Origin of the sequence: Bacteroides mediterraneensis (genome assembly GCF_025993685.1) — a bacterium.
Taxonomy (GTDB): Bacteria; Bacteroidota; Bacteroidia; order Bacteroidales; family Bacteroidaceae; genus Phocaeicola; species Phocaeicola mediterraneensis_A.
In genome coordinates this window covers 334,612-354,817 of record NZ_DAJPEN010000001.1, presented here as the reverse complement: position 1 = coordinate 354,817, position 20,206 = coordinate 334,612, and the positions used below count along the sequence as shown (strand labels likewise).

17 protein-coding genes are annotated in these 20,206 nt (G+C 47.7%); 7 read left to right on the top strand and 10 right to left on the bottom strand.

Annotated elements, in window-relative coordinates:
• Positions 1 to 60: 60 nt before the first annotated feature.
• The 4 genes from OIM59_RS01345 to OIM59_RS01330 all read right to left on the bottom strand — a co-directional run bounded on the left by OIM59_RS01345 (position 61) and on the right by OIM59_RS01330 (position 4,442).
• On the bottom strand, positions 61 to 1,314 hold the full coding sequence (locus OIM59_RS01345) for an ABC transporter permease (protein ID WP_299170138.1): 1,254 nt from the start codon (positions 1,312 to 1,314) through the stop codon (positions 61 to 63).
• An 18-nt stretch (positions 1,315 to 1,332) separates the two neighbouring features.
• Positions 1,333 to 2,250 carry an ABC transporter ATP-binding protein gene (locus OIM59_RS01340; protein WP_148330187.1) on the bottom strand — a complete coding sequence of 306 codons (918 nt, stop codon included), beginning with the start codon at positions 2,248 to 2,250 and terminating at the stop codon, positions 1,333 to 1,335.
• 165 nt (positions 2,251 to 2,415) lie between these two features.
• On the bottom strand, positions 2,416 to 3,702 hold the full coding sequence (locus tag OIM59_RS01335) for an NCS2 family permease (protein ID WP_299170280.1): 1,287 nt from the start codon (positions 3,700 to 3,702) through the stop codon (positions 2,416 to 2,418).
• A 38-nt stretch (positions 3,703 to 3,740) separates the two neighbouring features.
• On the bottom strand, positions 3,741 to 4,442 hold the full coding sequence (locus OIM59_RS01330) for a DUF5020 family protein (RefSeq protein ID WP_072541774.1): 702 nt from the start codon (positions 4,440 to 4,442) through the stop codon (positions 3,741 to 3,743).
• Positions 4,443 to 4,555: 113 nt separating this feature from the next.
• Here OIM59_RS01330 and OIM59_RS01325 point away from each other — a divergent pair, with 113 nt between their 5' ends.
• Positions 4,556 to 6,658, top strand: coding sequence for an alpha-L-fucosidase (locus OIM59_RS01325; protein WP_299170140.1), 2,103 nt, complete (start codon positions 4,556 to 4,558; stop codon positions 6,656 to 6,658).
• Here OIM59_RS01325 and metF read toward each other — a convergent pair.
• Together metF and OIM59_RS01315 are read right to left on the bottom strand one after the other, a co-directional pair.
• A complete protein-coding gene (metF, locus tag OIM59_RS01320; RefSeq protein WP_022354010.1) occupies positions 6,655 to 7,608 on the bottom strand; it encodes a methylenetetrahydrofolate reductase [NAD(P)H] in 954 nt (317 codons plus the stop codon). The two genes, OIM59_RS01325 and metF, sit on opposite strands and share 4 nt — an antisense overlap.
• Positions 7,609 to 7,783: 175 nt before the next feature.
• On the bottom strand, positions 7,784 to 8,254 hold the full coding sequence (locus OIM59_RS01315; protein WP_139255700.1) for an Lrp/AsnC family transcriptional regulator: 471 nt from the start codon (positions 8,252 to 8,254) through the stop codon (positions 7,784 to 7,786).
• Between the two features lie 160 nt (positions 8,255 to 8,414).
• On the opposite strand from OIM59_RS01315, the gene OIM59_RS01310 reads away from it, so the two are divergent.
• A complete protein-coding gene (locus tag OIM59_RS01310; protein ID WP_303894420.1) occupies positions 8,415 to 9,701 on the top strand; it encodes an O-acetylhomoserine aminocarboxypropyltransferase/cysteine synthase family protein in 1,287 nt (428 codons plus the stop codon).
• A gap of 151 nt (positions 9,702 to 9,852) precedes the next feature.
• Here OIM59_RS01310 and OIM59_RS01305 read toward each other — a convergent pair whose 3' ends face one another.
• Positions 9,853 to 10,263 (bottom strand): PaaI family thioesterase, encoded by a 411-nt coding sequence (locus OIM59_RS01305; protein WP_072541770.1) that lies wholly within the window; start codon positions 10,261 to 10,263, stop codon positions 9,853 to 9,855.
• Positions 10,264 to 10,268: 5 nt separating this feature from the next.
• Entirely contained in the window at positions 10,269 to 11,324 is a 1,056-nt protein-coding gene (locus OIM59_RS01300; RefSeq protein ID WP_303894415.1) for a DUF2027 domain-containing protein, read from the bottom strand.
• Between the two features lie 151 nt (positions 11,325 to 11,475).
• On the opposite strand from OIM59_RS01300, the gene OIM59_RS01295 reads away from it, so the two are divergent.
• Positions 11,476 to 12,693, top strand: coding sequence for an S-adenosylmethionine:tRNA ribosyltransferase-isomerase (locus OIM59_RS01295; protein WP_299170142.1), 1,218 nt, complete (start codon positions 11,476 to 11,478; stop codon positions 12,691 to 12,693).
• Between the two features lie 19 nt (positions 12,694 to 12,712).
• Entirely contained in the window at positions 12,713 to 13,216 is a 504-nt protein-coding gene (locus OIM59_RS01290; RefSeq protein WP_288353635.1) for an NUDIX domain-containing protein, read from the top strand.
• A 190-nt stretch (positions 13,217 to 13,406) separates the two neighbouring features.
• On the opposite strand, the gene OIM59_RS01285 is transcribed toward OIM59_RS01290, so the two are convergent.
• On the bottom strand, positions 13,407 to 13,874 hold the full coding sequence (locus OIM59_RS01285; RefSeq protein WP_299170143.1) for a nucleoside deaminase: 468 nt from the start codon (positions 13,872 to 13,874) through the stop codon (positions 13,407 to 13,409).
• 110 nt (positions 13,875 to 13,984) lie between these two features.
• On the opposite strand from OIM59_RS01285, the gene OIM59_RS01280 reads away from it, so the two are divergent.
• The 3 genes from OIM59_RS01280 to OIM59_RS01270 all read left to right on the top strand — a co-directional run bounded on the left by OIM59_RS01280 (position 13,985) and on the right by OIM59_RS01270 (position 18,469).
• Positions 13,985 to 15,742, top strand: a complete 1,758-nt coding sequence (locus tag OIM59_RS01280) for a tetratricopeptide repeat protein (protein WP_303894408.1) — start codon at positions 13,985 to 13,987, stop codon at positions 15,740 to 15,742.
• A 76-nt stretch (positions 15,743 to 15,818) separates the two neighbouring features.
• Positions 15,819 to 16,469, top strand: coding sequence for a response regulator transcription factor (locus tag OIM59_RS01275; protein ID WP_072541764.1), 651 nt, complete (start codon positions 15,819 to 15,821; stop codon positions 16,467 to 16,469).
• Positions 16,470 to 16,723: 254 nt separating this feature from the next.
• Complete coding sequence (locus tag OIM59_RS01270) at positions 16,724 to 18,469, top strand: fasciclin domain-containing protein (protein WP_303894403.1); 1,746 nt, start codon at positions 16,724 to 16,726, stop codon at positions 18,467 to 18,469.
• A gap of 74 nt (positions 18,470 to 18,543) precedes the next feature.
• Here the strand turns inward: OIM59_RS01270 and groL are convergent, their stop codons facing one another.
• A complete protein-coding gene (gene groL / locus OIM59_RS01265; protein WP_022354478.1) occupies positions 18,544 to 20,181 on the bottom strand; it encodes a chaperonin GroEL in 1,638 nt (545 codons plus the stop codon).
• Between the last annotated feature and the right edge of the window lie 25 nt (positions 20,182 to 20,206).

The following is a 20,206-nucleotide window of genomic DNA, read 5'->3' as shown; positions in this document are numbered from 1 at the left end:
TGAAAGTACTGCAGTACTTCCTTGAAAGTACTACGGTACTGCCCTGGAAGTACTGGAAAGTCATTTGTACGTAATCCAGCGAATCATTTCCTTGAAAGAAGGTTTCTTGCCATACATCAGAATACCTACCCGGTAAATCTTTCCCGCTATCCAAATCATGCCGAAAGCGGCGGCATACAGAATCACCACCGACAGTACGGTTTCCCATACCGGTACATCGAAAGGCAAACGTACCATCATGACAATGGGAGAAGTAAACGGAATCATGGAACACCAGATAGCCAGCGGTCCGTCAGGATTGTCGGAGCTGTAGATACCCGCATAAAGAGCAAAAATCAGCAACAGAACAATCGGAGTCATAAATTGCTGGGAATCTTCCTGCCCGTTGATGGCGGCCCCGATGGCTGCAAAGATAGAGGCATACACCAGATAACCTCCGATAAAGTTCAAGACAAAGAATCCTCCCATCTTGGCCAAATTCAACCCATGGAGCAGAGCCAACACACCAGAAGCCTCTCCCATCAGTTCCGGAGAGCTGCCGGATAGACTACCCGCAATACCCAACAACACCACAATCAGCAGAATCCAAATAGCCAGCTGGGCCACGCCTACCAGTCCGATACCCACAATCTTTCCAATCATCAGCTGGAAAGGACGGACAGAAGACACAATGACTTCCACAATGCGGTTGGTCTTCTCCTCCATCACACTTTGCATCACCATACCTCCGTAAGACATCACGAACATGTAAATCAGAAACGTCAATACCATGCCGGCTGCCATGGCGGCTCCTGCATTCGACTCGCTTTCCGTACCGTCGTCACTCCATTTCACCGTACGGATATTCAGCTTACGGTTCATATCCTGCATAATGGAAGGCAACTGGGGTATGTCATAACGAAGCAGTTTGTCCTGACGTACCTGTTCATCGAGTGTCTCGCTCACCAACCGCGAAAGGCTGTTCGGCACTTCCTTCCGTGAATAAATGGCCACAGCTTCCGGATGGACGGCCAAATCGGCCTTGATTTCCACCACGGCGTCAAACGTACTGGAATCTGTCCGGAAAGAAGCCTCCATCTGAGGAACTCCGACGAAATGATACGATTCATCGTCCTTGAACTGAGGCAGATATTTCATCGTTTCATCAATGACGGCCACCTGTTTCTGGTCGCCTCCCTTGACGGTAGACAACCACAAGGGAACAAAAATAAGTGCCGCAAACACAAACGGCATCAGAATGGTAAGCAGAATAAACGATTTCTTGCTTACCCGATTTATAAATTCACGCTGAATTATAATCCAAGTCTTGTTCATAGCAAAAGCAGATTTTAGTTAGACTTTTCCTTCTACTGTACGGATGAAGATATCATTCATGGAAGGAATACATTCCGAGAACTGGGTGATTTCGGCCTGGGCCCCAATCTGTGACAGCATTTCCGAATTGGAAATGGAAGTCAGCTTACGCAATTTATAGCTGACCGTCTGCGCATCGAGCACTTGACGACCGACCACTTCGAAGGCATCCGATTCCGGCAATGGCTGGGCCGACTGCACGGTCAATTCATACAGATTGCTCTTATACTGGGAACGAATATCCTTCACCGCTCCCTGCAACACCACCTTGGAATGATTGATCAAAGCAATATGGTCACAAATCTCTTCTACGGACGCCATGTTGTGCGTAGAGAAGATAATGGTATGCCCTTCTTCTTTCAGCTTCAGAATTTCGCGTTTCAGCAGTTCCGCATTTACCGGGTCGAAACCGGAAAACGGCTCATCGAAAATCAACAAAGGAGGACGGTGGAGTACCGTAATGACAAACTGCACTTTCTGCTGCATACCTTTGGACAGTTCTTCCAGCTTCTTGTTCCACCAAGGCATAATGTCAAACCGCTCGAACCAGTCGGTCAGGCGCTTCTTTGCCTCCTGACGGCTCAAGCCTTTCAGTTGGGCCAGATAAACAGCCTGCTCGCCCACCTTCATTTTTTTGTAAAGTCCGCGTTCTTCCGGAAGATAGCCGATGGAATAGATATCCTGTGGTTGGGAAAGGCGGCCGTCGAACCAGACTTCTCCCGCATCGGGAGCCGTAATACGGTTAATGATACGAATCAAAGTGGTCTTTCCAGCCCCATTGGGTCCCAGTAGACCAAAGACCTGCCCCTTAGGCACCTGAATGCTCACTCCATCCAGTGCCGTATGGTTGGCATAACGTTTGGTGACTTGTCGTGTTTCTAAAAAAGAATCATTCATGTCTTAGATTTTAAAAGTTTGAACATAAAAACAATTTCACATTCAACAAAGGTAAAAAAATCCCATTAATCGGAAACATTTGACCACATTTTATGCATAAAAAAAGCGGAAATACCGATTCCCATTACACCGGTATTTCCGCCGTATACTCGAAACGGACTCAAACTACAAGAAAAACTTAAAGACAAAGATAACCGACAAGATGTACATAGCCGGTGTCAGTTTCTTGGTATGCCCGCACAATAAGTTAATCAGCACATAACTGATCATTCCCAACACAATACCGTCGGAGATACTATAAGCCAACGGCATGAAAATGATACAGATGAAAGCCGGAATCGCTTCGGAATAATCCAGGAAGTCCACTTTCTTGACGGAAGACATCATCATCAGTCCTACCAGAATCAGTACCGGAGCGGTGGCAGCTCCCGGAACGGCCAGGAAGAAAGGAGCCAAGAACAAGGACAACAGGAAACAAACGGCAGTCACGAAAGCTGTCAGACCGCTGCGTCCCCCTTCTCCCACTCCGGAAGCACTTTCTACAAAAGTGGTAATGGTACTGGTTCCCAATACGGCACCGGCAGTTGTACCAACCGCATCCACCAGAAAAGCCTGTTTCAAATGCGGAATCTTTCCGTCTTTCGTCACCATCCCCGCCTTGGTAGTCACTCCGACCAGCGTACCAATGGTATCAAACATGTCCACAAACAGAAAGGTAAAGACTACGATAACCATTTCCTTGGTGAAGATATGCTCCCACTGGAACTGGCAGAAAATCGGTGCAATAGAAGGAGGCGTACTGAACACGCCGTCCAAATGGGTCAGCCCCATCGGAATGCCGATGACAGTAGTCAGCAAAATACCAATCAGCAGGGCGCCACGCACCTTCTTCACCAGCAAGATGGAAGTTACCAGCAGACCGATGATTCCCAGCAAAGCAGAGCCGGAAGTAATATCCCCCAACGAAATCAAGGTCGCATCGTTATTCACAATGATACCGGCATTCTGCAGACCGATGAAAGCGATAAACAGACCGATACCGGCTCCGATGGCATTCCGAAGCGTCAGCGGAAGCGCATCCACAATCTTTTCACGCAGATTGGTCACCGTCAACAGAATAAAGATAATTCCTTCCAAAAGGACAGCTGTCAGGGCAAACTGCCAAGTATATCCGAGCGTCAGACACACCGTATAGGCAAAAAACGCATTCAAGCCCATACCCGGGGCCAGTCCGAAAGGAAGTTTCGCATACACTGCCATCAATAAGGTGGCAAAGGCAGAAGCGATGACTGTGGTAGTAAACAGCGCTCCTTTATCCATCCCCGTAGCCGCCAGAATATTCGGGTTGACGGCCAAAATATAGGCCATGGTCAGAAAGGTGGTGATACCGGCCAGGATTTCCGTACGCACACGGGTCTCACGAGGATTAAAACCAAATAATTTTTCAAGCATTTTCATTGTATAATTGCGTTAAGTCTATTCCAACAACATCAGAAAGTCCACTTCATGGCCAGCGTCGGGATGAAATAAAAACCGTCGCGCGTAGCAAAGTTGTGACTCAGTTCCCATTCCGAACCCACGCTCAGGTTCAGATTGTCATTCACATGTTTGAACTTGTTCAGGTTTATCCAGAACTGAGGCTCACTGATGAATATGAAGTTATGATTCTTCCCGTTCACATCGGTATGCTTCTCGCGCCAGAAATCGGCAAATCCGCTGAACGTGAACTTTTCCTGCCAGAAGTTCAGTGTCCAGGTACCCGTTAACTGGAAATTATGGGGCTTTACATTCTTCTGAATATATTTATACAACACCTGAATACCAAATGTCTTTGAGAAATCACTGTTGTTCCAAGAATAAGTGGCACCTCCCAGAAAAGCGTTGTTAATGTAATTCAAACCACCGTTGTATTCCACGTGTGCAGAAAAAGGAGCTTTCCAGAATTTCAGTTCCCGGCTGATTTCCCAATAAGCAGAAGCCACTCCTTTATCCGTGTAATCCATATCGACAAAGAAATACGTGCTTCCCCACTTGTCGGCCTTGAACATTTCGACCGTGGTGGTTACCCAAGGACGCTCGTCGAGTGATTTGTACAAGGCACGTCCCAAGTCGTAGTGTAACTGAATGTTCTGCGCCACGGCTCCTCCCACGAAGGCAGACAGAAGAAGTACGAAAAGAAATAATTTTTTCATTTGAATTTAACTTGTTTTTAATGGTTTTTAAATCGGCTGCAAAATTACATAAAAAAGCACTATAAAAGCAAAGAACTCCTTATCTTTGCTTTCAAGAATACAAGTAAAAGCCCATGAAAAAGCTATTTATCCTCCTATTAATGTGCATAATCGGTCTGGGAGCGAAAGGTCAGGTATCTTCAGCCGCCTTCCAGAAATGGCACGGTGACAAATATTCCATGTTCATTCACTTCGGACTCTATTCCCAGCTGGGAGGAGTGTGGCACCAGAAACAGATTCAGGATGGATACAGTGAACAGATTCGGGCCTTTGCACAAATACCACAAGCAGAATATGAAAAGATAGCCCATGAATTCAATCCTACGGAATTCAACGCCGATTCTATCGCCCTGCTGGCCAGGAAAGCCGGCATGCATTCCATTATCTTTACCAGCAAGCATCACGACGGATTCTGTCTGTTCAAAACCGCCACTACCCCGTTCAACTCCTACGATGTCTCCCCTTGCAAACGGGACTTCGTCAAAGAACTGTCGGAAGCGGCCCGGCGGCAAGGACTGCGGTTCGGACTATACTTTTCACTCATCGACTGGCACTACCCGTATGCTTCGCCCATGTCACCGCACAATGCAGATTTCATCACGGAGAGTCACCACAATTACTCCAAACAGCAACTGAAAGAATTACTTACCCACTACGGAACCATTTCGGAACTGTGGTTCGACATGGGTTCCAATACGCCCGCACAGAGCAAAGAACTTTACGAAATGGTTCACCGGTACCAACCCGACTGCATGGTCAGCGGGCGACTGGGAAACGACCAATACGATTTCTGTGTGATGGCCGACAATGATTATCCGGAAAAGACACTCCATGCTCCCTGGCAAAGCGCAGCTTCCATGTTCGACGAAACATGGGGATACCGCTCTTGGCAGGCACGCGGCAACGTGGAAGACAAAGTACGGGAAAAGACACGCAGTCTGATTAATGTAGTTTCCAGAGGAGGAAACTACCTGCTCAACATCGGCCCTAAAGGCAACGGAGAAGTGGTCGACTTTGAGAAAGAAGTGCTGGAACAAGTCGGCAACTGGCTTTCCCATTACGGTTATGCCGTATATCAGACGGAAGCCTCTCCGTTTCAGGAAGAGTTCGACTGGGGAGAAGTGACCCGTAAAGACAATCACCTGTATCTCTTCCTATCGGGTACTTATCCCAAGGATGGGAAAATCACCTTCTCCATGCCGGGTTATATCCTGCAGAAAGGAGACGGGAAAATGGCCACCTATCTGCAATATGGTGACGAGGTGGTACTCACCATTCCGGCCTCAGCCTACAAAGACAAACAAATCCATGTGCTGACACTCTCGTTCGACAAAAAGATTGAACCTCTTCCGGGAAATACAGTCAGAAGCACGATGCTGACCGCACAAAATGCCACGCCACAATACAGCTATTCCTGCTTTGACTATTATACCAACTACCGCAGTGTCATCGGTTACAGCTGGGATTTTGAGCAACTGCTCCTCAAACAGCTGGAACTCATTTACACACCACAGGAAGCCGGACGGAAAATCGACCTGATTCTGGATGGAAAAACCTATCACGTCACTTTGAATAAAGGAAAGGAACAGAAAGTGACTTCGCTTTCCAATACGGTATGGGGAAAAACCTATATCTGTGGCCCGGGCAACGGGATATTCCATTCAAAAGACACGTTGATTGCCAACCTGCAACAAACTCCTCTCACCGGTAAAAACTGGAAGCCCGCAGCAGAGAGCGATACGTTGGATTGTCCCCAATTCGCCAGCTATTATATTCTGAGAGAAGTAGAATCACCCCGTTCACAACATATTCTGGCTGAAATCGGAGCGGGGAACGGAATGGAAGTCTATGTCAATGGAAAACTGATTGCCAAACACCTGAACCCGTATCGGACTCAGTTCCGTATGGAAAAAATCGTGCTCCCGCTCAAAAAGGGTATGAACCAAGTCGTGCTCCGCACTTACAACCGCTTTGAAGACCAAGCCACCTACCTGTTGCGCCCGGCAGAAGAACAGAAAGTCTACCGGCAGGATGTGGTACTACCCGATGCACTCAACGGGAAAGACCATCATCTTGTGCTGAAACCACACAATCCCTCTTCCCCGCATACTGACGCAGAATTGTCCAATCTGCGCATCCGGTTAAGAAGGATTGCTCTCAAAGGCCAAAGAGATTAATAAATCTCCTTGGCTACCTTATATACACTGTCGGAAGCCATGAAAGTGTAGAAATGCAGACCGGGAACCCCATGTGCCAGCAAGTCCTTGCACTGTGCCTTGCACCATTCCACTCCTACAGCTTTCACTTCCTCGTCATTCTCACATTTACGGAGCTCTGAAGCAAAGGCTTCGGGGATATCGGTACGGAACACTTTAGGCAGCACATTCAACTGGTTCTTGAAGACTACCGGCTTAATGCCCGGGATGATAGGCACCTCAATGCCTTCCTGACGACAACGGTCTACAAAAGCATAGTATTTTTCGTTGTCAAAAAACATCTGAGTCACCACGTAATCGGCCCCATTGCGTACTTTCTCTTTCAGATAGAACAGGTCCGATTCCATGTTGGGCGCTTCTTCATGCTTTTCCGGATAGCAGGCCATGCCATAAGAGAAAGGAGTTTCAATGCCTTCAATTTTCGAACCATCCAGTGAGATGCCTTGATTAAAACGGTTCACCTGCTCCTGCAAGTCGGTGGCGTGTTCGTTGTACAAATACAGGTCCTTGGCCGCAATGTCCAACGGTTTGGAGTCACCTCTCAGCAACAACAGATTGGTAATGCCCAGAAAGTTCAGGTCGAGCAAGGCGTATTCCGTTTCTTCCTTGGTAAATCCCTTACAGATGATATGGGGAACCGCCTGAATGCCGTACTTGTTCTGAATGGCTGCCGCAATGGCGACCGTTCCCGGACGTTTCCGGACAGTGGTCTTCTTCAGGTTGCCGTCGGGTTGCGGCAGATACACAATCTCACTGTGGTGAGCCGTGATATTAATGTACTTGGGATCGAACTCCCGCAACTTGTCGATGACGTGATATACTTTTTGTATGCTGTTTCCTTTCAAAGGCGGCAAAATCTCAAAGGAAAATATCGGTTCCTTACTATTCTTTATCAAATCTATTACTTTCATCGTGCATTTGTAAATTTATACCGACAAAGATACAAGCATTTGATTTATCCACCAACACTCTGGTGATATTTAGAAAAAAGAGAGTGTTTAACCCACAAAACACCTGTCAAAACAGAATAATATTCTATTCAGAGCTTCGATTATAGAATAAAAGAGCAGTAAACCGTACAGAGGTCTAAATATGAAGTCCGTAGTCGTGCTTCACTTCATCCATCACAAACATGCTTTCCAACGAACCCAGACTGTCTACCGTACCCAATACATTAATAATAAATTCCTGATAGTATTTCATGTTCGGAGCATGGATTTTCAGCAGGTAATCGTAGCTGCCGGAAATGTTGTAACACTCCGTCACCTCTGGTATCTGCTGCACGATACGGGTAAACTCCATGGCAATGTCCTTGTTCATCCGGCGCAGCTTCACGTTGCAGAACACCACAAACCCCTGATTCAGCTTGTCAGCATCGAGCACAGCAATGTATTTCTTGATGTATCCTTCCCGTTCCAGTCTTTTCAATCGCTCGAATACGGGTGTGGATGACAGACTGACCTGAGCCGCCAGTTCTTTGGTAGTCAGCCGGGCATTCTCCTGCAACGTGCGGAGAATCTGCAAATCTACTTTATCCAATTTTTCCGTCATCAGAATATTATTCTAGCAAAGTTTGTTTTATGTGTGCAAAACTAATCGTTTTTTCTTTCATAGCAGAACTTTATAGATAAATTTTCCATATTTTTCGTTCATATTGGAGGATATATCCATCAGAACTACTTTTGCATTGTATTTAAACCCCTAAAAACTCACTGCAATGGAAAAGACTAAGCTACACTTTGAAACACTTCAACTACACGTAGGACAAGAAACTCCCGACCCCACTACTGACGCACGGGCCGTACCTATTTATCAGACCACTTCGTATGTGTTCCGTGATTCTGCCCATGCAGCCGCCCGTTTCAGTCTGGAAGAGACCGGAAACATTTACGGTCGTCTGACCAATCCCACACAAGACGTACTAGAACAGCGGGTGGCCGCACTGGAAGGTGGAGTTGCAGCCTTGGCCGTCGCCTCAGGAGCTGCCGCCATCAGTTATGCGTTTGAGAACATCACCTGCCAAGGTGACCATATCGTATCCTCCTGCACCATTTATGGAGGCACCTATAATCTGCTGGCACATACTTTCCCTACCCGGGGCGTACATACTACCTTCGTAGACCCGGAAGACCCGGAGAACTTCGAGCGGGCCATCCAGCCGAACACCAAAGCATTATTTATCGAGAGCCTGGGAAATCCCAACAGTACGCTGGTGGACATTGAACGCATTGCGGAAATTGCCCACCGCCATCAGATTCCCCTTTTGATAGACAACACCTTTGCCACGCCTTATCTGTTGCGCCCCATTGAACACGGAGCCGACATCGTGATTCATTCAGCCACCAAATTCATCGGCGGGCACGGCACCTCGCTGGGAGGTATCATCGTGGACTCCGGCAAGTTCGACTGGAAGGCTTCCGGAAAATTCCCTCAACTGACCGACCCCGACCCATGCTACCACGGACTCTGCTTTACCGATGTAGCCGGAGCTGCCGCCTATGTGACCCGCATCCGGGCCATCCTGCTTCGCGACACCGGAGCCGCCCTCAGTCCGTTCAATGCCTTCCTTCTCCTGCAAGGGCTGGAAACCCTTTCACTGAGAGTGGAACGCCATGTGGAAAATGCCTTGAAGGTAGTGGACTTCCTGCAACACCACCCCAAGGTGACGAAAGTCAACCATCCGTCGTTGCCGTCACACACCTCTCCGGCACTCTACCAGAAATATTTCCCGAAAGGAGCCGGTTCCATCTTTACCTTCGAGATTCAAGGAGGACGCGCCGAAGCCCACCGCTTCATCGACCACCTGAAGATTTTCTCCTTGCTGGCCAATGTGGCTGATGTGAAATCGCTGGTCATCCATCCGGCCAGCACCACTCACTCCCAGCTCAATGACGAAGAACTGGCCGCACAAGGAATCACGCAAGCTACCATCCGCTTGTCAATAGGCACCGAACATATCGATGATTTGATTGCCGACTTGACACAGGCCTTTGCACAAATCTGACAAACGAGTAAAAAAATCCCCCTTGCTTCTGAATTGAAGTAATCCCAAAAGTTTTATATTCCACTTTTTAGGGTCGCTTCAAATTCCTGAAAACAAGGGGGATTTTTCCATCATTCAGGAGCGGGAATACTCCCGACAATTCCTTTCCACTTTATTCCAGCTCATCTACCTCCAGCTCCTCACTTTTCCGGTACCCCGAACTGGTCAGTACGGCAATCAGCTGCTGCTGTTCATCCACCAAGTGTACTTCGATGAAAGGTACCCGGGCATGATTATACGTCTCAGTAGCCTCCGCATACACATAGCCTTTGCTCACCGCACGCAAGAACGTGATATTCGCATTCAGCGACAAGGTCAGCCTCCCCCGGCTGTTTGCCACCGCGGCGAAAGCCAAGTCAGCCAGTGTGAACAAAGCACCTCCCTGGCAAACCCCTCCGGCATTCAAATGTTTTTCGGTCACTTTCATCCGCGCCTTGGCATATCCCGGACTGATTTCCAACAATTCTACTCCTGCCTCCGCCGCAAAACGGTCGGCCGACAGCATTTCTTTCAAAGTTCCCATATCTCTTAACGTATTGTCACCATAGTAGCTCCAAATCCGTATTCCCGGAAAGAAGCATCCTGCCATTGGTAAGTCTTGTACTTCCGCTTCAGTTCATCCAGGATGGCCCGGCGCAGCACGCCGTCTCCCTTGCCATGGATAAACACAATCCGCTGGCCTTTCTTCTGCTTATACTCTTCCAGCGTCTTGCAGAACACCTCCAGCTGATAGTTCAGCATTTCCGCATTGCCCATGCCGGTGGTATCGTCCAGCAATTCATGGATGTGCAGGTCCACCTCCACAATCTCGTTTTTCACCACATGCTGCTTTTTCTGCACCTTGGCCGGTACGTCCTGCACGCTCTTCTGCAACAAGGCATTCTTGATGTCATCGGCCGATACGAAGACCTGCTTTACCGCCTCATCGTCCTTCACAATCTCATAAATCAATGCCGGTTCTTCAAAGAAATCGGAAGGCTGGAACGTATGCAGCTTGTAGAATTTCACCGTGTCGATGCGCAATTCCTGGCTCACCGCCGGCTTGAACAGGAAGCTACGGTCGTCCTTATAAGCCAGAAGCTGGACCGCCACACGCTCCATACCGTTCAAGGCACTCTTTTCAAATTCTTCCAGATGCTGCTTCATGTTCGGTTTCACTGTACCCCGGCTGCGCAACGTCCAGCTGTTGCCTTCTGCCGAAAGATACAGGTAATCCACGAAATAATTGCTGTCATTCACCAGATAGGCATCAAAAGCGGTAGAGGAGATGGCCTTCACATCCTGCGGCACGTAGGCCAGGAACACGTTCAGCACATCATTCCCCCGGATTTCCGGAGCCCGATACGTAATCGGTTTTTCTTCTTCCACCTCTTCTTCCTCTTCCACCTCCGGAGCCGACGGCTTCTTGGTCGATTTCAACGGAATATTATAGTCATCTGTCTGAACCACCACACATTCTTTAATCAGCATGGGGATTTCAAACCCGTCTTCCCCTTCTACCAATGCTACATCTTTTCCCTGAAAGCCGCGGACAATCCCGCCGCCCACTTCGCTCAGGAAACGTACTTTATCTCCTATTTTCATATCTTTCTCTGATTTTATAACTCTGACAAATGTAACGACTTTCATCGGAATATGGAAATTATTCAAGAAGCCATGAAAGGAAGTCCACGAAAAAAATATTCTGCTAGGAGGATTCTGCTAATTATTGTACTTTTGCAAAAAAATAAACGACATGGAAGATACAAAGCATATAAAAATCAGCGATTACAATTATCCGCTGCCGGATGACCGCATCGCAAAATTCCCGCTGCCGGTCCGCGACCAGTCCAAGCTGCTGGTTTATCGGCACGGACAAATCAGTGAAACCCATTTCACTTCCCTTCCAGATTACCTGGAACCCGGCACTCTCATGATTTTCAACAATACGAAAGTGATTCAGGCCCGTCTGCATTTCCGCAAGGAAACCGGTGCCCTGATTGAGATATTCTGCCTGGAGCCCATCCAGCCCAACGATTATGCCCTCAACTTCCAGCAAACCCAGCATGCGGCCTGGCTCTGCATGATTGGCAACCTGAAGAAATGGAAGGAAGGCCCGCTGCATAAGGAAATGACGGTCAAAGGCAAAACCCTTACCCTGACAGCCACCCGTGGCGCCTGCCACGGCACCAGCCACTGGATAGATTTCACCTGGGACAACCCCGAAGTGACCTTTGCCGACATTCTGGAATTCTTCGGCGAACTGCCCATTCCTCCCTACTTGAACAGAGAGACGCAGGAAAGCGACAAGGAGACTTATCAGACGGTCTATTCCAAGATAAAAGGTTCCGTAGCGGCCCCGACCGCCGGCCTGCACTTCACCGAGCGCGTATTGAACGCCCTGAAAGAAAAAGGAGTCGACCTGGAGGAAGTGACCCTCCACGTGGGAGCCGGCACGTTCAAACCTGTGAAGAGTGAAGAAATTGAAGGACACGAAATGCATACGGAATACATCTCCGTGAACCGAAGCACCATCGAGAAACTGCTGGCACACGGAGGCGAGGCGGTAGCGGTGGGCACCACTTCCGTCCGTACCCTGGAGAGCCTTTACTACATCGGGGTGACCCTGTCACAGCATCCCGACGCCAGTCAGGAAGAGCTGCACGTACAGCAATGGCAACCCTACGAAACCCATCCGGCACTGAGCACGCTGGAGGCCCTGCAACACATCCTCGACTACATGGACCGTCACGGACTGGAAGCCCTGCACACCAGTACCCAGATTATCATCGCCCCGGGATACGAATATCACATCGTCAAAAAAATGGTGACCAACTTCCACCAGCCGCAGAGCACGTTGCTATTGCTGGTTTCAGCCTTTGTAAAAGGAAACTGGCGACCGATTTACGACTATGCGCTGGCTCACGATTTCCGTTTCCTGAGCTACGGCGATTCGTCCTTACTGATACCCTAAAATTTAAACGCCTCAACCGATGAAAGATAATAGCGAAGAAATGTTTCCCCTCGTAGACGAGGAAGGAAACCTCATGGGAGCGGCCACCCGAGGAGAATGTCACAACGGCAGCAAGCTCCTGCACCCGGTGGTCCACCTGCATGTATTCAACAGTAAAGGAGAACTCTATCTGCAGAAACGACCGGACTGGAAAGACATCCAGCCCGGCAAATGGGATACTTCCGTGGGAGGACACGTGGATTTGGGAGAAAGCGTGGAGATGGCCTTGAAGCGGGAAGTCCGCGAAGAACTCGGCATTACCGACTTCACCCCTCAGCTACTGACTCATTATGTATTCGAATCCGCACGAGAAAAAGAACTGGTATTTTCCCATAAGACCGTGTACGACGGTCCTATCTCTCCCAGTGAAGAACTGGCCGGCGGACGTTTCTGGTCCATCGAAGAAATCCGGGAAAACTTAGGAAAAGGCGTATTCACCCCAAACTTTGAACGGGAATTCACGACCGTACTCCAACCTGAATAACGGTCAGTAAAGCCAATCTGAAAATGCTGCTTGCTTTTCGGAAAAACACGCTTATCCCCACTAGGTTTCCCTACCGTAAAACATACGTTTCCCTTGGCGGAGCCGTAAGTTTCCGCCAAGAGAAACGTACGGTTCCGCCAAGGGAAACCTAAAAAACGACAAGACGCTACCGCCTCCTTGCCGAACCATTTCAATATTCCACCTTATCCGTTTTGGCCGTCCAGTCCTGAAAGGCTTTGATGGCTTCTTCCGGCAGCAATACCTCTGAAGGCAGGCGTCTGTCTGCCGGTTTCAAGTCCAATTCCTCGTAAATAAAGGCATCGTCGAAACCGATGGCTGCCGCATCGTGCTGGTTGTTCCCATAATACATCCGGTCCAGATGCGCCCAATAGATGGCTCCCAGACACATGGGACAAGGCTCACACGAAGTATAGATTTCACATCCGCTCAAATCAAACGTCCCCAGCTTCTTGGCAGCTGCCCGGATGGCACTCACCTCCGCATGGGCCGTCGGGTCACAATCCGGAGTCACCCGGTTTACTCCTGTAGCGACAATCTTTCCATTCCGGGCAATCACGGCCCCGAAAGGGCCTCCTCCTTCTGCTACATTCTTCACAGACAGGTCTATTGCTTTTCGCATCAATTCTTCTTTTGTCATACGATTTAGTTTTAAGTCCAAGTTCAAAAACGAACTGAAAATAGGGAAAAAACTAGAATAATCCAAATTTTTTCTTTACATTGCAAAGCCCCCCTTAATCATCATAGCCTATGAGAACCTGTATTTTTACCTTCCTGCTTGGTTTGTCCTGCTTCCTGCTTTCAGCCTCCCCCTCGAATATAAAGAAACTCACGGAAACCGCCGATGCATTCTATCAGACCGGCAAGCTAGATTCTGCTCTGTGGGCCATCAACCAGGCCATCCGGCAGGCTTTGACCGACAAGGATACCTGCGGCATGGTGTCCTGTTACACCTCACAAGGGGTGTATCTGCGTTCTTCCGGAAAGATTCCGGAAGCAGTGGCGGCGTATGACAAAGCCCTGCAACTAGCCGTCCGCCTGCCTGAAAACTCGGAAGAGAACCGGCAGGCCCTTGTCACACTCTACAACAACCTGGCCACCATCCACCTGGATATGAAGGATTCGGAACAAGCCTTGAAATATGCACACGAAGCAGTTACCCAAGCAGACCAATGTCAGGACGCTGCTTTCCGTACTCAGATTTACAATGTATGCGCTTCAATCTTCATCACACAAAAGGAGTATAAGGCAGCCAAAACTTATCTGTCTAAAGCCATAGAGCTTTCGCAACAGCTTCAGCAACCGGAAACCGAACTCAGTGCACGCACCTACTACCTGCTGACCTTGTTTCGGGAGGGTGCATCCTCCCAAGAGATTCAGCCGCTCGTCCAACAGACTAACCGGCTTGCTTCCAAAGTCCGCTCAACCATGGCTCTCGTCAATTACTATCAAGTGCTCTTTTATGTGCAACAAACCCAGAAAGAATGGAAGCAGGCCGCACAGACCGCCCAAAAGATGCTGCAGCTGCCGGGTATCGAAAATTATCCGTTCCTGGAATACGACATCTACAACAATCTTCACCTTGTTTACAGGGAGCTGGCCGACTACCGACAGGCTTACCACATATTAGGGCTGGCCAAAACCCTCGGCGACTCGCTGTTCGTACAAGACAAAAGCCGCCAGCTGGAGGAACTCTCCGTGAAATATGAAACCCAAAAGAAAGAGCTGGAATACCAACAGCTACAAGAAAAACGACAGAAAGAAAAGCAGAATCTGCAACTGAAAATCACCACCCTGCTCATCCTACTGGCAGTCATGGCCTTCATCTCGCTCTATTTCATTCAAAAACAGAGGCTACGCATCGAACGCCAGAAAAGAGAGGCAGAAACACAGCGCAGTGAATTTGAGAACTTACAGCGTGAAACAGCGCGCAATGCCACACGCACGTATCTGAAAGAACTGGAAGAAGAACGCAACCGCCTGGCTAAAGAGCTCCACGACGGGGTATGCAATGACCTGTATGCCTTGGAAATGAATGCCGTTTCTCTTGATGAACCTTGGAAGGAAGTGCTACGCAACAGTCGGGAAAACATCCGGCGGGTATCCCACGAACTGCTTCCTCCCACCTTTCAGGAAACCACGCTCAAACAAGTACTGCAAAATTATGCGGAACGCATGACCTCAGCCGCTTGCCAGGTCACCTTTACCACCCAACCTGAAGAATGCGACTGGTCGGTGCTCCCCGAGACCTACAGCCTGAATATCTACCGCATCATTCAGGAAGCAACCAGCAATGCGCTCAAGCATGCTTCTCCAACCGAAATTCATCTCTCACTGGAATGGAAGCTTCCCAATCTGGAACTCATCATATCCCACAACGGACACTTCATCTCCACCTCCGGAAAGGGTATCGGATTACAGACCATGAAAGAACGTGCGATGGCCTTGAAAGGAAGCATTTCACTGGATTCTCAGAAAATGACCATCATTATTCCACTGTTCACCTAGAAAACTACGGGTTACCGTGGGGGGAATCTCAAGAGGGTTGCGTACTTTTGTTAATAAATAAAAAGACAAAGCATAAATGAACCTGAATGTAGCCATTATCGACGATCATCCTCTTGTATTGGAAGGGTTGAAAAGCCTGTTGTCCCATAGCCCGGGGATAACAAGCATACATACGGCACAGACAGGCTCCCAGCTGAAAGATTTAATGGGACAATTTGATTTTCAGCTCTACATCATCGATTTGGATTTGCCAGACATAGATGGATTTATACTCATACACCAGATAAAACAGAAAGACCCGACAGCCAAGATTGTAGTCAGTACCATGCACGAAGAAATCTGGATTGTCAACAAGCTAAAAAATCCGGACATTGATGCAGTCGTATTCAAATCGTCGGCAGGAAAATACATAGAAAAAGCCATACAGGCTGTCCTCAAGGGGAAAACATACTATTGTCCGCAATTCCAAAAACTCTATAAAGAAAAAGAAAAGGTCAGCAATACGACCGACACACTTGATTCTGCCCCCACCATTCGGGAACTGGATGTGCTGAAAGCCATTGCCAAAGGAATGAATACCCATGAAATTTCCGAATGCCTCTTTATTTCAGAAAATACCGTAGAATGGCACCGCAAAAACCTGATGGTAAAATTCGGCGCAAAGAATGCCACCGATTTGGTCATCAAGGCACTTTCAAAAGGCTATCTCAGTATTCCCCTGAACTAAAATACGCCATCCTTTATGATGGCATACAAAAGAATCTGTTACTATAATTCTTTCGGGACGAAAATACAACTTATTTAATTGATGTTCCAATAAGCTTATCTGAAAACAAACAGAAAACCTACGGAAAAGAAATCACTGAAAAACGCAATATCCCCAGCCGACTTCAAAAGGGGAACCAGACTATTTGAAAAAGGGAAACACTCCATTTCATTTTTAGGAGACTTATTATAAACCACCTTCAAAATAAACGCCTTATGAAAACCTTTACGTATTATTTAGCAAGCATTTTTGCATTGTGTATTCTACACGCTTGTAGTGATGAAGAATCTCCCAGTCCGCAACCTCCTCCTTCCAAAGGACAGGAAGAAGTGCAAACCATTGTAAAAGTCCTGAAAGAAAGCAAACCGCAGGTGAGCCAGTTTGTGGAAATACTGGAAAAAACAAATGTAGCCGACCTCCAGGAAAGTCAACTGACTGTTTTTGCCGTGAAAAACGCCAATGCCGCCAGTCGCACCGAGAAACTGGACACAGCTTCCATTAAAAACCACATTATAAAAGGACGGTACACCAAAAACGAACTTACTGAAGGAAGCACCTTGACCAGTATCAGCAATGAAACACTTTACGTGACACGTGAGGAAGACAACATTCAAATCAACGGCATCCAGATTGAAGGAGAAGCCATTCCGGCAGGAAACAGTTATGTATATGTCGTACCTGAGGCTTTTCCCATGCTCGACGGACCGATTGTCAGCTTACATGAAACGACCATTCTTGTGCTATTACCTACTGGAGAACCGCTGGAAGGTGTGACCATCGAAGCCCAAGAGGGAAATGGGACCGTACTGGGACCTTTCACGACCGATGAAAACGGAGCAGCAATCATCTCACATCAGAATGATACATTAACCTATGTCATCAGCAAAGAAGATTACTCCAATCTATCCGACGGCTTCCTCATTGAAGGAGCTGACGCCAATGGCAATCTTATCTTCACTGACTTAAATGGAGATGGAGTAATCAATGTAAATGACAAGGTAAACAGCGAACCGTATAGATACTACCTGAATTATAGGAACCTTGCAGAAAACAGTGTAACCAAAATCTGCTACATGACCAAAACTGAGGAGGTAAGCGTAGCGGATATTCAAAACAAATGGAACGAAGAGCTCGGCATCTACCTGACACAAGTCAAAAATCTGGAATACAGCCTGCTATACGATACCTATTTCGACTATAACATGGTGGAATATACTTCCAGTCCTTTCTGGGAACTTGCTTACCAGACTTTGGAAAACGGTAAAAAATACTTGGATCAGGTTACCTCATTAAACACGTCGGAAGGATGGGCCGCTTCCTGGGATATGACCGTCGACTACGGAATGATTCAAAACCAATTATTAGGATATTATGGAAAAATCATGCCCAACGACAACGAAGCAAGTCAAGACTGGCTACTCTACTATCTGACAGATTTGATATCCAGTTCAACCGAGAAAAGACAGTTGGCAACCAGGGCCTTGCTAGGGAAAACCTACCTGATTTCCGGATATTACCAAGAGGCCCTTCAACAGTGCCAATATATACTGGACAGCAATGCATTCAGTCTGGATCCGGAGGCAACAAACCTGTCAGACAGTCAGGAAGTCCTTTGGGGAGGATACAAAGATAATTTCGGAAATCCAGGAGGAAGCTACATTCATCCCGTCCTTTTACGAGAGGTATATCTCATGGCCGCCATCGCCTATTCTCTAATAGGGAATGAGATGCAAGCCACTGAAATCAAGAATCAACTAAAAGAGGCATTCTCACTGAATGGAACCGACTGGGCGGAATATATTCAGCTGCTACAGGGCACAGGAGGAGCCTATCCTTATTATCGTCTGCTGAACATTCCCATCGAACAAACTGGATTCAGCAGTCCCACCAATTATTACTTACCTATTCCTGCAGAAATACTCAACAACAATCCGGATATGACACAGAATCCGGGGTACTAAATTCTCTCTTATACAAAAAAATCCCAGCCGGAAAGTCCGGTTGGGATTTTACTTTTATAGCTTGAAAGGAGAAATTACATCATGCCTCCCATACCGCCCATTCCTGGAGCAGCCATCGGCATGTCAGCCTTTTCCTCTTTCTTTTCTACGATGACACATTCAGTAGTCAGGAACATACCGGCAATTGAAGCGGCATTTTCCAAAGCCACACGCGTTACCTTGGCAGGATCAACCACACCGGCTGCGTGCAAATGTTCGTATACATCCGTACGGGCATTGTAACCGAAGTCACCCTTGCCTTCACGTACTTTCTGAACTACTACAGCACCTTCCTTACCGGCGTTGGCAACAATCTGACGAAGCGGTTCCTCGATGGCACGTTTGATGATTTCAATACCGGTTGTTTCGTCGGCATTGTCACCCTTCATGCCTTCCAACGCATCGATGGCACGGATGTAGGTCACACCACCACCCGGTACGATACCTTCTTCGATAGCGGCACGAGTAGCACACAAGGCGTCATCTACACGGTCTTTCTTTTCCTTCATTTCCACTTCGCTGGCAGCACCTACGTAAAGAACAGCTACACCACCTGACAATTTGGCCAGACGTTCCTGCAGTTTTTCTTTGTCGTAGTCAGAAGTAGAGTTCTTGATTTCAGCCTTAATCTGGTTGACACGTTCCTGAATCAGTTCTTTCTGACCGGCACCGTTTACGATAGTGGTATTTTCTTTTGTCACAGTTACCTTGTCGCAAGTACCCAGCATTTCCAAAGTAGCCTGTTCCAGTTTCAAGCCCTTTTCTTCGCTGATAACCACACCACCGGTCAATACGGCGATATCTTCCAGCATGGCTTTACGACGGTCGCCGAAGCCCGGAGCTTTCACTGCACAAATCTTCAACTGGCTACGCAGACGGTTCACAACCAAAGTAGTCAAAGCTTCGCTGTCCACATCTTCTGCGATGACGAGCAACGGACGTCCGCTCTGTACAGCCGGTTCCAAGATAGGCAAGAAATCTTTCAGATTAGAAATCTTCTTATCGTAAATCAGGATGTACGGATGTTCCATCACGCATTCCATCTTTTCTGTATCAGTTACAAAATAAGCTGACAGGTAACCACGGTCGAACTGCATACCTTCTACTACACCGATGGTAGTATCAGTACCTTTAGCCTCTTCAATGGTGATGACACCATCTTTAGAAACCTTACGCATGGCATCTGCAATCAATTTACCGATTACCGGATCATTGTTGGCAGAAATAGTAGCGACCTGTTCAATCTTGTCGTAATTGTCGCCTACAGTTTCAGCCTGTGACTTGATAGATTCAACCACTTTTGCAACGGCCTTGTCAATACCACGTTTCAAGTCCATCGGGTTAGCACCGGCTGTAACGTTCTTCAAACCTACGCCTACGATTGCCTGCGCCAATACGGTTGCGGTAGTAGTACCGTCTCCGGCATCGTCTCCAGTCTTTGAAGCTACTGATTTCACCAACTGTGCACCAGTGTTCTGGAAAGGGTCACTCAGTTCCACTTCCTTTGCCACTGTCACACCATCCTTTGTGATGTGAGGAGCACCGAATTTCTTTTCGATGATTACGTTACGTCCTTTCGGGCCCAGTGTTACTTTCACTGCATTAGCCAGTTCGTCTACACCTTTTTTCAACTGATCGCGAGCGTCAATGTTGAAGAGAATATCTTTTGCCATATTGAATTTTCCTTTCTAATCTTTT